Raw genomic sequence first — 12778 nt, 5'->3', positions numbered from 1 at the left:
TCGTTCACCCCCTTATAAATATCCGGTCAGCGCACGTCTGACAGGGCATTCAGCAGATATTGCGGCAGGGCAAAGCTGCCAGTGTGGATTGCCGGATTGTAGTAACGGCAGTGCAGGCCAGCGGCCGCAAAACGCGACTGCAAGGTGGCGCTATCAAGTTGACGTAGCGCCGGATTGTCGCTAGCCCAGGCAAAGGTCATGATGCCACCGTAATAGGTCGGAATCGCTGCCTGGTAAAAGCTGACATCGGAAAAGTAGTGGCTGAGTTTGCGATGGCTGTTAATCGCCTCGTCTTGCTGTAAAAAGCAGACGCCGTTCTGTGCGACAAAAATACCGCCCGGGTTGAGGGCGTTTTTGCAGCCGGCATAAAATTCTGAGGTGAACAGGCTCTCTCCCGGACCGATCGGATCGGTGCAGTCAGAGATGATCACATCGAATTTCTCCGACGTCTGGTTGACGAAATTGACGCCATCATCAATCACCAGCTGCAAACGCGCATCATCATAGGCACCCGCGCTGTGGTTGGGCAGATACTGTTTGCAGAAGTTCACCACCCCGGCATCGATCTCCACCATAGTGATCTGTTCAATACTGGCATGGCGTGATACTTCGCGCAGCATGGCACCGTCGCCACCGCCGATAATCAGCACACGCTTTGCCGCCCCGTGCGCCAGAATCGGCACATGGGTCATCATTTCATGATAGATAAATTCATCGCGCTCGGTGGTTTGTACCACGCCGTCCAGCGCCATAACGCGACCGAAAGCCGCATTTTCAAAGATGACTAAATCCTGGTGCGCAGTTTTCTCGCGGTAAAGTTCCTTATCCACCGTGAAATACTGTCCGAAACCGGCATGAAGGGTTTCATACCACATTTCATTTTGGGCCATGATTGAGGCTCTCCTGTGATGACATCGCCATGAAAATGGGCGGCAAATCATAGCGAATTATGACCGTGGTTGCACGGTCAAATGTTCAGCAGCAGAGCGGGGCGGCGGGTTATTTCACGTAGGCGAGCAGGCTTAACGAGTCGCGTGCCAGTGACTTACATTTTTTGTCATTGGTGATGGCGATGCCGCTCAAATCTTTGTAGCTGTCTTCGCCGAGCGCTTTCATGTTGAAGGTACTGTAGTTGCTCAGATCCCAGCGGTTCTGCTGGGCGAAGAACACCAGTGCTTTGCGAATCTGCGCATCGGGTAAGTCCTGATAGCCGCAATCATTCTTCAGATAAACAAATACTGCGGTGAGATCAGCCAGATCTTCCGCTTCGGATTCGCTCAGGGCAAAGCTGGTGGAGGAGAAGCCAAGGAGTCCCGCCAGCAGCAGGATCTTGATGCTTTTCGTCATAATCATTCTCAACAAGGGACAATAAACTGACGTTAGCACAGATACTGGCAGGATTCCGATAAATTTGCCGTCGTGCCGCACATCGCAATTTTTTCGCTGCATTATACAGCAGGGCTTGACCCTCCCGCAGGGGCAAGGTTTACGCTGAGGCCTTATGCACAATAAGGATATGAATATGCAACGTCGTCATTTTCTGAAGCTGACTGCTGCTCTCAGCGCGGCAGGTGCCCTGCCCCTGTGGAGCCGCTCATTGATGGCTGCCACGCGCCCTTTATTGCCGATCCCCGCGCTGCTGGAAGCGGATGCGCACGGCACCTATAACCTTATCGCTCAGGCAGGCACCAGCCAGTGGAACGGCAAAGCGGTGCCAACCTGGGGCTACAATGGTAGCCTGCTCGGCCCCGCCATTGCCTTGCAGCGCGGTAAACCGGTGAATGTCAATATCCATAACCGTCTGCCGGAAGCGACGACCGTCCACTGGCACGGGCTGGAAGTACCCGGTGCGGTGGATGGGGGGCCACAGGCGGTCATCGCGCCCGGAGCAACCCGGCAGGTGAGTTTTACCCCGGATCAACCCGCAGCGACCTGCTGGTTTCATCCCCACCAGCATGGCAAAACCGGCCATCAGGTCGCTCAGGGGCTGGCTGGACTGGTGCTGCTTCAGGATGATGCATCCGGCAAATTGCGCCTGCCCATCCAGTGGGGCGTTGACGATGTCCCCCTGATTTTCCAGGACAAGCAGCTAACGAAAGATGGCAGCCGCATCGATTATCAACTGGATATTATGCGCGCGGCAGTGGGTTGGTTCGGCGATATGATGCTGACCAACGGCGCGCAATATCCACAACATGCGGTGCCTCGCGGCTGGTTGCGCCTGCGTCTGCTGAATGGATGTAACGCCCGTTCACTGCATATCGCCACCAGCGATAAACGTCCGTTATATGTGATTGGCAGCGACGGTGGTTTGCTGGCGGAACCGGTGAAGGTGGAGAGCCTGCCGCTACTGCCAGGCGAACGTTTTGAAGTGATAGTCGATACTTCCGACGGTAACGCCTTTGATATGGTTACGCTGCCAGTGACACAGATGGGTATGATGCTGGCCCCGTTCGATCAGCCGCTGCCGTTGGTGAACATCCTGCCGCTGCGTGTCATGGCGAGCGGCGCGTTGCCGGATAAGCTGGTGGATCTGCCGCCAGTACCCGCGACTGAGGGGCTGCAAACCCGTTGGTTGCAACTGATGATGGACCCGCAGCTCGACAGCCAGGGGATGCAGGCGTTGATGGATCGCTACGGGGCAAAAGCGATGGGTAATCATCACGGCATGGCCATGCCAGCCGACAAAAAGCCGATGGACATGAAGATGGACATGGGCGGCATGCAGATGGATCACGGCAACATGGCGATGGATCACAGCGGTCATGCTAAGGCTGCGCCGGGTTACGATTTTCATAATGGGAACAAAATCAATGGCGTTGCTTTTGATATGGCGAAGCCGATGTTCGGTGCGAAACTTGGCAGCATGGAGAAATGGACCATCTCCGGCGAAGGCGACAGCATGCTGCACCCGTTCCATATCCACGGCACCCAGTTCCGTATTCTGTCAGAAAATGGCAAGCCGCCGGCTCCACACCGCCAGGGCTGGAAAGATATGGTCAGCGTCGATGGCTGGCGCAGTGAGGTGTTGGTGCGCTTCAACTATGTTGCCAGCGCTGAACATGCCTACATGGCGCACTGTCACCTGCTGGAACATGAAGACACCGGCATGATGCTGGGCTTTACCGTGACTTAACTGGCTAACGCCTGCCGGATATCTTCAATTAAATCATCGGCATGTTCGATGCCGATGGATAATCGCACGGTGGCGTCAGTGATACCAATACGCTGACGTACTTCGGCGGCGACACCGGAATGGGTGGTGCTGGCCGGATGGCTGGCGAGTGATTCGGTGCCGCCGAGGCTCACCGCCAGTTTGAACAACTTCAGGGCGTTGAGGAAACGGAAAGCGGCAGGCTGACCGCCGCGAATATCAAAAGAGAAGGTGGAACCTGCGCCAAAGCACTGACGACGATAGGTTTCCCCGGCGCTGCTGTTTTTATCGAGGAAGGGGAGCCAGTACAACTTCTCCACCTGCGGTTGATCGCGCAGAAACGCCGCCACTAACGCTGCGTTGTGCGCGGCTTTCTCCATCCGCAACGACAATGTTTCCAGCGAACGGCCAATCATCCAACTGGAGTGAGGATCAAGCTGGGTACCAATGGCGCTGCGCAGCGACCGTACCTGCTCAATCAACGCTTTTCTACCCAGTACCGCACCGGCAATCAGGTCAGAGTGGCCGCCGACATATTTGGTCAGGGAATAGAGCGACAGGTCAGCACCCTGTTCCAGCGGGCGCTGAAAAATCGGGCCGAGCAGGGTGTTATCACAGGCAATAATCGGACGGGAACCCTGGTGCTGAGCAATCACCTCGGCGACTTCCACCATCAATTCAATATCCACCAGACTGTTGGTGGGGTTGGCGGGGGTTTCAATCAAAATCAACGCCACGCGTCCACGTTGCCAGGCCAGTTTAGCGGCTTCGTGGACTTTCTCTTCATCGGTGCCATCGCTGAAACCAACGGCTTTAATTTCGAGATTATGTAGCGTCTTGCTGAGCAGGGTTTCGGTGCCGCCGTACAGCGGCTGTGAATGCAAAATCACCTCACCTGGCCGGGCAAAGGTTAGCAAGGTGGTGGCAATCGCCGCCATGCCGGAAGAGAACAGGGCGGCGCGTTCTGCCCCTTCGTAAATTGCCAGCCGATCTTCAACAATTTCGCTATTGGGATGATTAAAGCGTGAATAGACCAGGCCGCCGCTTTGGCCCTCGGGCGGTTCCCGGCGACCGGCGACGAAATCAAAAAAATCCTTCCCTTCTTCGGCGCTGTTAAACACAAAGGTAGAGGTGAGGAATACCGGCGGCTTAACTGCCCCTTCCGACAGGCGTGGATCGTAACCGTAATTCAGCATTTGTGTTTCGGGATGGAGCGAAGAGGTATCAGGCGGCGATTTTTTGCTGGATGAAGAGGTCATAACGTCTCCGGTTGGCTGGGTGCTTTTTATACAGTTAACGTCAGAGCAATATTTTTCGCCACGGTAACGTTTGCGTTGTGTGCGCGGCGTCAGCGCTTAATTGGACTATGATAGACTGCGTGGCTTTCTTAAGACACCTAACCGGGCTGAATGCAATGAAACACACCGTCGACGTGATGATCTCTGAGCAGGAGATCGCAACCCGTATTGCCGAGCTGGGCAAACAGATTAGCGACCATTACCGTAACAGCGGCCGTGAAATGGTGCTGGTCGGGCTGTTACGCGGTTCCTTTATGTTTATGGCCGATCTGTGCCGCACCATTGAGGTGCCGCACGAAGTCGACTTTATGACCGCCTCCAGCTACGGCAGCGGCATGTCCAGTACCCGTGATGTGAAGATCCTGAAAGATCTCGATGAAGATATTCGCGGTAAAGACGTGCTGATCGTCGAAGACATCATCGATTCCGGCAACACCCTGAGCAAAGTGCGCGAGATCCTGCGTCTGCGTGAGCCGCACTCGCTGGCGATCTGTACCCTGCTGGACAAGCCGGAACGTCGTGAAGTGGATGTCACCGTTGAATATGTTGGCTTCGCCATCCCGGACGAATTTGTGGTGGGTTTTGGTATCGACTACGCCCAGCGCTATCGTCATCTGCCGTACATCGGCAAAGTGGTGCTGCTCGACGAGTAACCGCACAATCTTCCAAGGCTAACCTTTCCCGCCTGCGATAAGATGCGCAGCCCGTCGGCCAGTGGCTGACGGGTGGCGCTGCACGCGTTTCCCCCGCGCTGCGCTGAGTGGTAACATAATCTCTGCTAAACTCCTTTAAATTCACGACTTTTATCACCTGGTCACTCATTTCTGATTACAACAAGGTATGGATTCGCAATGACTTATGCACTGGAACTTTCCGGGCTGACCAAGACCTATCCCGGCGGCGTACAGGCGCTGAAAGGGATCGATCTCAGCGTGGAAGCAGGTGATTTTTATGCCTTACTGGGGCCGAACGGTGCCGGTAAGTCCACCACCATCGGCATTATCAGCTCGCTGGTGAATAAATCAGGCGGCAGCGTGCGGGTGTTCGGCTATGACCTGGAAAAGGATGTGGTCAATGCCAAGCGCCAGCTGGGACTGGTGCCGCAGGAATTTAACTTCAACCCGTTTGAAACCGTATTACAGATTGTGGTTAATCAGGCCGGTTATTACGGTGTGGAACGTCGTGAAGCGAATATCCGCGCCGAAAAATACCTGAAACAACTCGATCTGTGGGGCAAGCGTAACGAACGTGCGCGCATGTTGTCAGGTGGGATGAAACGCCGCCTGATGATTGCCCGCGCGCTGATGCACGAACCCAAGCTGCTGATCCTCGATGAGCCAACCGCGGGTGTCGATATCGAACTGCGTCGCTCCATGTGGGTGTTCCTGAAGGAGCTGAATGCGCAGGGCACCACCATCATTCTGACCACCCATTACCTGGAAGAGGCGGAAATGCTGTGCCGTAATATCGGCATTATCCAGAGCGGTGAGCTGGTGGAAAACACCTCGATGAAAGGTTTGCTCTCTAAGCTGCAATCCGAAACCTTTATCCTCGATTTAGCGCCGCGCAGTCCACTGCCGAAGTTGGAAGGTTTCCAGTATCGTCTCGTCGATACCTCGACGCTGGAAGTTGAGGTGATGCGTGAGCAGGGGCTGAACAGCGTTTTCAGTCAGCTCAGCGCTCAGGGTGTTCAGGTATTGAGTATGCGAAACAAAGCTAACCGCCTTGAGGAGCTGTTTGTCAGCCTGGTGCAGGGAAAAACAGGAGCCAAAGCATGACGCATTTATATTGGGTGGCGCTCAAGAGCATCTGGACCAAAGAGATCAACCGTTTTGCCCGCATCTGGATTCAGACGCTGGTGCCACCGGTGATCACCATGACGCTGTATTTCATCATCTTCGGCAACCTGATTGGATCGCGCATCGGTGATATGCATGGTTTTAGTTACATGCAATTTATCGTGCCGGGTCTGATCATGATGGCGGTAATCACCAACGCCTACGCTAACGTGGCCTCCTCGTTTTTCAGCGCCAAGTTTCAGCGCAACATTGAAGAATTGCTGGTGGCACCGGTGCCGACGCACATTATCATCGCCGGGTATGTCGGTGGTGGCGTGGCGCGTGGTGTCTGTGTCGGGATCCTGGTGACAGCGATATCGTTGTTCTTCGTGCCTTTCCAGGTCTATTCGTGGACGATGGTGGCGGTTACGCTGCTGCTGACGGCGATTCTGTTCTCGCTGGCCGGTTTGCTGAACGCGGTATTTGCCCGCACCTTTGACGATATCAGCCTGATTCCGACCTTCGTGTTGACGCCGTTGACCTATCTTGGTGGGGTGTTCTATTCGCTGGCGCTGCTGCCGCCATTCTGGCAGGCGGTGTCTAAGCTGAATCCGATCGTGTATATGATCAGTGGCTTCCGCTACGGTTTCCTTGGCATCCATGATGTACCGCTGGAGCTGACCCTGTCAGTGCTGGTGGCGTTTATCGTGGTGTTTTACGCGCTGGTGTATGTATTGATACAGCGTGGGCGGGGACTGCGAAGCTAAGGCAGAACTGTGACGTAGCGGCGCGATTTATCGCGCGATTTTTTCCGGCAGCCCGCGCGGAATCGCACGATAAATCGCGCCGCTACAATGCTATCAGGCGACCTGCACCGGCAGCGCTTTTGCGATGCGCTTCATCTCGTTATCGCCCTCAAAATAGGCTACTTTGGGCTGCCAGCTACGGGCAACTTCATCCTCCACCTGCACATAAGAACAGATGATCATGATGTCGCCTTCACAGGCGCAGCGTGCGGCAGCACCGTTGACGGAGATAATCTTTGAACCACGCTCAGCGGCAATGGCGTAGGTGGAAAAACGCTGGCCGTTGGTGACGTTGTAGATGTCGATGGCTTCATATTGCAGAATGCCAGAGGCATCCAGAAAGTCCTGGTCAATGGCGCAGGAACCTTCGTAATTCAAGTCTGCCTGGGTCACTTTGACGCGATGCAGCTTGCCCTGTAATACGGTACGAATCATAGCGGTATAACCTTATAAAAATGATCCCTTACTGGGTCAGATCCACTTGCTGATTATCAATCAGACGGGCGTTGCCCAGCCAGGCAGCCATCAGAATCACGGCTCGTTGGCTATCGACGGTCAGCGGCTGGAGCGTTTCGGCATCGCAAATCGCCAGACCATCCGGGCGGAAACCTTTCTCACGCAGCGCCTGTTCGGCAGTCTCGATAATCTCTTCGACATGGCGCTCGCCATTGCTGAGACGCTCGGCCATAGCGTTCATCACCTGGCTTAAACCGGGTGCCAGTTTACGCTCATCGGCGGTGAGATAACCATTGCGCGAACTGAGCGCCAGGCCATCTTTGGCACGTACCGTTGGCACACCGACAATCTCGATGTCGAAGCCCATATCCGCCACCATTTTGCGGATGATAGCCAATTGCTGAAAATCCTTTTCACCGAAACAGGCGATATTGGGTTGCACCAGGTTGAACAGCTTGCTGACGATGGTAGAGACGCCACGGAAGTGGCCCGGACGGCTGGCGCCTTCCAGCAGCGATGACAGTCCCGGCACTTCAACAAAGGTTTGGGTGTCCAGGCCTTTGGGATAGACATCAGCCGGTGCAGGAGCGAATACCAGGTCCACGCTGTGGCGATTCAGTTTTTCGCAGTCGTCCTGCAAAGTACGCGGATAGCGCGCTAAATCGTCGGGACGATCGAATTGCATCGGATTCACAAAAATCGACACCACCACGATATCGGCGCGCTCACGCGCAGCATCGACCAGCGTTAAGTGTCCGTCGTGCAGGTTGCCCATGGTAGGCACCAGCGCGATACGTTTGCCTTCCTGCCGCCAGCGACGAATCTCGCGACGCAGCATCGGCAGTGTTTCAATGATCAGCACTGCACATCTCCTGATTTACTGGAAACTGTGTTCGGCGGCCGGATAGCTGCCCGCCTCAACTTCGGCAATATAGTGGCGAATCGCCGCGCGAATGTCGCCGGTTTCCGCGAGGAAATTTTTGGCAAACTTCGGGATATGGCCGCCGGTAATGCCAAAGGCATCGTGCATCACCAGAATTTGTCCATCGGTGACATTGCCTGCGCCGATACCGATGACCGGAATCGCCAGCGCTTTGGTGACGCGTTCTGCCAGCGCCACCGGCACGCACTCCAGCACCAGTAACTGCGCACCAGCCGCTTCCAGCGCCAGCGCATCTGCCAGCAGACGTTCTGCACCCGCTTCGTCGCGGCCCTGAACTTTATAACCGCCGAAGATGTTCACCGACTGCGGCGTTAAGCCAAGATGACCACATACCGGCACCGCGCGCTCGGTCAGCATCTGCACGGTTTCTGCCAGCCAGGCACCGCCTTCCAGTTTGACCATGTTGGCCCCGGCACGCATCAACTGTGCCGCGTTGTCAAAGGTCTGTGCGGGCGTGGCATAACTCATAAACGGCAGGTCAGCCATCACCAGCGCCTGTGGCGCACCACGACGCACTGCGGCGGTATGATAAGCGATATCGGCGACCGTCACCGGCAGGGTCGATTCATGGCCCTGTACCGTCATGCCGAGCGAATCACCAATCAGCAGCACCTGAATACCTTCGTCGGCAAACAGGCGGGCAAAACTGAAGTCATAGGCCGTCAGCGTGGCAAATTTGCGGCCACTGGCTTTCCACTGGCGCAAATGGGAGATGGTTGTGGGTTTCATCGCACTCTCTCAGTATTTTCTGATGGGCGCAGTGTAAAGGATTGGCGGTGCAGGTGATATGACTGGCGTGCGATTTTACCAGAAACGAATCGCGCTTTGGTCGAGCGCTGCCAGCACAGGAGCGAGTGGGGTGCCATCGGGTAACGTCAACTGAGGGGCGATCTCCAGCAGCGGCAGCAGCATAAACGCGCGGTTGTGCATGTCATAATGCGGCACCGTCAGGCGCGGCGTGTTAATCACCGTATCGCCAAACAGCAGGATATCCAGATCGAGGGTGCGGGGTCCCCAACGCTCGGCTTTGCGCACCCGGCCATGTTCCAGCTCAATGCGCTGGGTATGGTCGAGCAAGGTTTCTGCGGGCAAATCTGTCTCCAGCGCCACCACCGCGTTGAGGTAATCCGGTTGATCCGGTGGGCCGTAGGGCGGGGTGCGGTACAGCGACGACGTAGCAACGCGGGTGGTGTGCGGCAGTGCATCCAGCGCCGCCAGCGCTGCATCAACCTGATGCAGCGGGTCGGCGAGGTTACTGCCTAAAGCGAGATAGACGCGGGTCATGGCGCGCTGTTGCTGCGTGGGGCAGCAGGACGGCGACGAGGACGACGTGGTTTACGGCGCGGTGCCGGATCGTCGCCCAGCGTATTCAGCATGTTTTTCTGCGTCGTCGGGGCGGCGGCCTGGAATTCCCCCCACCACTGCGTCAGACGTTGCAGCTCCGGGTTGTTTTCCACTTCGGCACGCAGCGCCAGCAGGTCATAGGCCGCGCGGAACTTGGGATGTTCCATCAGCTTCCACGCACGTTTGCCGTGGCGACGCGACATACGCAGTTGTAACTGCCAGATATCACGAATCAGCGTGGTGATGCGCTTCGGAATCGCCAGCGCGCGGCAGGCTTCATCCAGCGTTTCGTTCATCGCCAGAGCAAAGGCATCGTAATAGGTCAGGCCGCTTTCCTGGGCGATTTGTTCGGCAGATTCCAGCTGCGGATACCAGAACATCGCGGCAAACAGGAACGCCGGATTGACGCGCATATCATTCTGTAGGCGGGTATCGGTGTTTTTCAGCACCTGTGCCAGCATGCGCTCCATCGGGCTGTCGCTGTGTTCGGTGAAGCCACGCGTCAACGTCGGGAACAGCGGCTGGAACAGTTGATACTCACGCATCATCTGATAGGTGCGGTAGCCATAACCGGCTTGCAGCAGCTTGAGCGACTCTTCGAACAGGCGTGCGGGCGGAATGTCATGCAGCAGGGTGGCAAGATGCGGAATCGGCTCGGCAGTCTCCGGCGCAATACGCATATCCAGTTTGGCGGCAAAACGCACCACGCGCAGCATACGCACCGGGTCTTCGCGATAGCGCGTTTCCGGATCGCCAATCAGGCGAATGATGCCTTGCTGCAAATCCTGCAAACCGCCGACATAATCGCGCACCGTAAAATCGGCCACGCTGTAGTACAGGCTGTTGATGGTGAGGTCACGACGCTGGGCATCATCTTCGATGCTGCCGAAGATGTTATCGCGCAGCAGCATACCGTTTTGCCCGCGCTGTGAGCTGTTGCGATCTTCTTCGCCTTCATCCATCTGATGATGGCCACGGAAAGTGGCAACTTCGATCACTTCCGGCCCGAACATGACATGGGCCAGGCGGAAACGGCGTCCCACCAGACGGCAGTTGCGGAACAATTTGCGCATCTGCTCCGGGGTCGCGTTAGTGGTGACATCGAAATCTTTTGGTTTCTTACCCAACAGTAAATCGCGCACACCGCCGCCTACCAGGTAGGCTTCGTAACCGGCTTTGTTCAGGCGATAGAGCACTTTGAGGGCATTTTCGCTGATATCTTTGCGTGAGATGTTGTGGCTTTCACGGGGAATGACGGTCATCAGACTTTCGGTTTCCACCTCTTCAGGCACCTCCTCGTCACGCTTGAGGACTCTCCGGCAAAAATTAGCGACTCGGGTAAAAATGGGACACCTCGACAGTGACATTAATGGTGTTGGTAAAATCAGCGGCTAATCATAGCTTGTTGCGAACCATTTGAGAATGGCGTTGTCGTTTCATCCGGCTTCAGGGCGTTTTCCTGTGGGATCAGACGGATATTCCACCGGGCGACCGCCTGTTTTAACAGGGTTTCCAGCGATTCATCCTGCCATCCTTCTGATACCGGTTGACCCAAAAAGTTTAACGCCTGAACCAGCAACGGTCGCGCATCGCCCGCGGGTAGCGCGGGGGCATGGTTCTGCTTGGACAGTTTGTTGCCATCGGTATTCACCGCCAGCGGCAAATGCAGATACGCAGGGACTGGCCAGCCAAACTGTTGATACAGGGCTACCTGGCGCACCGTTGGTTCAATCAAATCCGCGCCGCGAACAATCTCGCTGACACCCTGAAAATGGTCATCTACCACCACCGCCAGGTTATAGGCAAACAGGCCATCACGGCGGTGAATAATAAAATCTTCCTCTGCCAGCCGGGTATCAGCAACCAGATGACCGCGCAGACGATCGTCAAAGCCATACACCGGCGTATGCTGGCGCAGGCGTAGCGCGGCATGGTGTGATCCGAGCTGCAAATCGCGGCAATGACCATCATAAAAACCGCCCAACTGCTGAATACGGCTGCGCGTACAGGTGCAAAAATAGCTCTGGCGCTGCTCGCGTAGCCAGTTTAAGGCTTCACGGTATGCTTCATGGCGCTGCGACTGCCACAACACTTCGCCATCCCAATGCAATCCATACTGCTCCAGCTGCTGCAAAATGCGGCTGGCGGCACCGGGCACTTCACGCGGTGGATCGATATCTTCGATACGCACCAGCCAACGCCCTTGTTGTGCACGCGCACTCAGGTAGCTGCCTGTTGCAGCAATCAGCGAGCCAAAATGAAGTTCACCAGAGGGAGAGGGGGCGAAACGCCCAATGCAGGGAAGATTAGACATTTTTTAATGTGCACCGCACGGCGGGAAAACAGTGGTTTTCCCTGCTGTGCGGCGACAGTCTGTTCACGGCCATTAGCCAGCCATCTGCTTCTCGCGGATTTCTGCCAGCGTCTTGCAGTCAATGCAGAGATCGGCGGTCGGACGCGCTTCCAGACGACGAATACCAATTTCAACACCGCAGGATTCGCAGTAGCCGAAATCGTCATCTTCCACTTTCTTCAGCGTCTTCTCGATCTTTTTGATCAGCTTACGCTCGCGATCGCGGTTACGCAGTTCCAGACTGAATTCCTCTTCCTGCGCGGCACGGTCAACCGGATCCGGGAAGTTGGCAGCTTCGTCCTGCATATGCGACACAGTACGGTCGACTTCATCCCTGAGTTGATTGCGCCAGGCTTCCAGAATCTTGCGGAAATGGCTCAGCTGGGCTTCGTTCATATACTCTTCGCCCGGTTTCTCCTGATACGGCTCCACCCCAGCGATGGCGAGGATACTCAGGGACGATGTTTTACGGTTTTGCCCTTCTTGCATGTTGTTTCTCCTGGATAACACGCACCACCCGTCATATGTCAAGTTCCAGCATGTTGGCTGCGGTGATACTGGCGACCGGTCTGCAACTTGCATTACTTAGGGTATATCGATTCCCAACAGGGAAAAAAACAGGCCGCTATAAATAGCAGAAGCAATC

At 55.8% G+C, this 12778-nt stretch carries 14 protein-coding genes; 4 read left to right on the top strand and 10 right to left on the bottom strand.

Annotated features, from left to right (window positions below; translation table 11 throughout):
- Positions 1-26: 26 nt before the first annotated feature.
- Positions 27-890, bottom strand: coding sequence for a polyamine aminopropyltransferase (gene speE / locus L579_RS13060; protein WP_021184697.1), 864 nt, complete (start codon positions 888-890; stop codon positions 27-29).
- 109 nt (positions 891-999) lie between these two features.
- Positions 1000-1347, bottom strand: a complete 348-nt coding sequence (locus L579_RS13055) for a YacC family pilotin-like protein (protein WP_013507908.1) — start codon at positions 1345-1347, stop codon at positions 1000-1002.
- Between the two features lie 175 nt (positions 1348-1522).
- Here L579_RS13055 and cueO point away from each other — a divergent pair, with 175 nt between their 5' ends.
- Positions 1523-3136, top strand: coding sequence for a multicopper oxidase CueO (gene cueO / locus L579_RS13050; RefSeq protein WP_036626623.1), 1614 nt, complete (start codon positions 1523-1525; stop codon positions 3134-3136).
- Here the strand turns inward: cueO and L579_RS13045 are convergent.
- Entirely contained in the window at positions 3133-4413 is a 1281-nt protein-coding gene (locus L579_RS13045) for a cystathionine gamma-synthase family protein (protein ID WP_021184694.1), read from the bottom strand. The two genes, cueO and L579_RS13045, sit on opposite strands and share 4 nt — an antisense overlap.
- 155 nt (positions 4414-4568) lie before the next feature.
- Here L579_RS13045 and hpt point away from each other — a divergent pair, with 155 nt between their 5' ends.
- The 3 genes from hpt to L579_RS13030 all read left to right on the top strand — a co-directional run bounded on the left by hpt (position 4569) and on the right by L579_RS13030 (position 6997).
- Positions 4569-5105 (top strand): hypoxanthine phosphoribosyltransferase, encoded by a 537-nt coding sequence (gene hpt / locus L579_RS13040; RefSeq protein WP_021184693.1) that lies wholly within the window; start codon positions 4569-4571, stop codon positions 5103-5105.
- Between the two features lie 198 nt (positions 5106-5303).
- Positions 5304-6230 (top strand): ABC transporter ATP-binding protein, encoded by a 927-nt coding sequence (locus tag L579_RS13035; RefSeq protein WP_013507912.1) that lies wholly within the window; start codon positions 5304-5306, stop codon positions 6228-6230.
- Positions 6227-6997, top strand: coding sequence for an ABC transporter permease (locus L579_RS13030; RefSeq protein ID WP_021184692.1), 771 nt, complete (start codon positions 6227-6229; stop codon positions 6995-6997). Before L579_RS13035 ends, L579_RS13030 begins: the two co-directional genes overlap by 4 nt.
- A 93-nt stretch (positions 6998-7090) precedes the next feature.
- Here the strand turns inward: L579_RS13030 and panD are convergent, their stop codons facing one another.
- The 7 genes from panD to dksA form a co-directional block, all read right to left on the bottom strand.
- Positions 7091-7471 (bottom strand): aspartate 1-decarboxylase, encoded by a 381-nt coding sequence (panD, locus tag L579_RS13025; protein WP_013507914.1) that lies wholly within the window; start codon positions 7469-7471, stop codon positions 7091-7093.
- Positions 7472-7499: 28 nt separating this feature from the next.
- Positions 7500-8354 carry a pantoate--beta-alanine ligase gene (gene panC, locus L579_RS13020; protein ID WP_021184691.1) on the bottom strand — a complete coding sequence of 285 codons (855 nt, stop codon included), beginning with the start codon at positions 8352-8354 and terminating at the stop codon, positions 7500-7502.
- A gap of 15 nt (positions 8355-8369) precedes the next feature.
- The gene (gene panB / locus L579_RS13015; protein WP_021184690.1) at positions 8370-9164 is read right to left on the bottom strand and encodes a 3-methyl-2-oxobutanoate hydroxymethyltransferase; all 795 of its coding nucleotides are present in this window, start codon (positions 9162-9164) and stop codon (positions 8370-8372) included.
- 75 nt (positions 9165-9239) lie between these two features.
- Positions 9240-9719, bottom strand: a complete 480-nt coding sequence (gene folK, locus L579_RS13010) for a 2-amino-4-hydroxy-6-hydroxymethyldihydropteridine diphosphokinase (protein ID WP_021184689.1) — start codon at positions 9717-9719, stop codon at positions 9240-9242.
- Positions 9716-11125, bottom strand: coding sequence for a polynucleotide adenylyltransferase PcnB (pcnB, locus tag L579_RS13005; protein ID WP_235056594.1), 1410 nt, complete (start codon positions 11123-11125; stop codon positions 9716-9718). Before pcnB ends, folK begins: the two co-directional genes overlap by 4 nt.
- 38 nt (positions 11126-11163) lie before the next feature.
- On the bottom strand, positions 11164-12093 hold the full coding sequence (gluQRS, locus tag L579_RS13000) for a tRNA glutamyl-Q(34) synthetase GluQRS (protein WP_021184687.1): 930 nt from the start codon (positions 12091-12093) through the stop codon (positions 11164-11166).
- A 72-nt stretch (positions 12094-12165) separates the two neighbouring features.
- Complete coding sequence (gene dksA / locus L579_RS12995; RefSeq protein ID WP_013507920.1) at positions 12166-12621, bottom strand: RNA polymerase-binding protein DksA; 456 nt, start codon at positions 12619-12621, stop codon at positions 12166-12168.
- Positions 12622-12778: the final 157 nt, after the last annotated feature.

Origin of the sequence: Pantoea sp. AS-PWVM4, assembly GCF_000468095.1 — a bacterium.
Classification (GTDB): domain Bacteria; phylum Pseudomonadota; class Gammaproteobacteria; order Enterobacterales; family Enterobacteriaceae; genus Pantoea; species Pantoea phytobeneficialis.
Note: the sequence above shows the minus strand (reverse complement) of the source record. Positions and strands in the feature narration are given on the sequence as shown.

Bases quoted from the DNA above. Each gene is read 5' to 3' on its own strand.
- panB (WP_021184690.1), bottom strand. From the start codon at position 9,164: ATGAAACCCACAACCATCTCCCATTTGCGCCAGTGGAAAGCCAGTGGC.
- folK (WP_021184689.1), bottom strand. From the start codon at position 9,719: ATGACCCGCGTCTATCTCGCTTTAGGCAGTAACCTCGCCGACCCGCTG.
- L579_RS13035 (WP_013507912.1), top strand. From the start codon at position 5,304: ATGACTTATGCACTGGAACTTTCCGGGCTGACCAAGACCTATCCCGGC.
- gluQRS (WP_021184687.1), bottom strand. From the start codon at position 12,093: ATGTCTAATCTTCCCTGCATTGGGCGTTTCGCCCCCTCTCCCTCTGGT.
- L579_RS13030 (WP_021184692.1), top strand. From the start codon at position 6,227: ATGACGCATTTATATTGGGTGGCGCTCAAGAGCATCTGGACCAAAGAG.
- L579_RS13045 (WP_021184694.1), bottom strand. From the start codon at position 4,413: ATGACCTCTTCATCCAGCAAAAAATCGCCGCCTGATACCTCTTCGCTC.
- cueO (WP_036626623.1), top strand. From the start codon at position 1,523: ATGCAACGTCGTCATTTTCTGAAGCTGACTGCTGCTCTCAGCGCGGCA.
- panD (WP_013507914.1), bottom strand. From the start codon at position 7,471: ATGATTCGTACCGTATTACAGGGCAAGCTGCATCGCGTCAAAGTGACC.
- L579_RS13055 (WP_013507908.1), bottom strand. From the start codon at position 1,347: ATGACGAAAAGCATCAAGATCCTGCTGCTGGCGGGACTCCTTGGCTTC.
- dksA (WP_013507920.1), bottom strand. From the start codon at position 12,621: ATGCAAGAAGGGCAAAACCGTAAAACATCGTCCCTGAGTATCCTCGCC.
- speE (WP_021184697.1), bottom strand. From the start codon at position 890: ATGGCCCAAAATGAAATGTGGTATGAAACCCTTCATGCCGGTTTCGGA.
- hpt (WP_021184693.1), top strand. From the start codon at position 4,569: ATGAAACACACCGTCGACGTGATGATCTCTGAGCAGGAGATCGCAACC.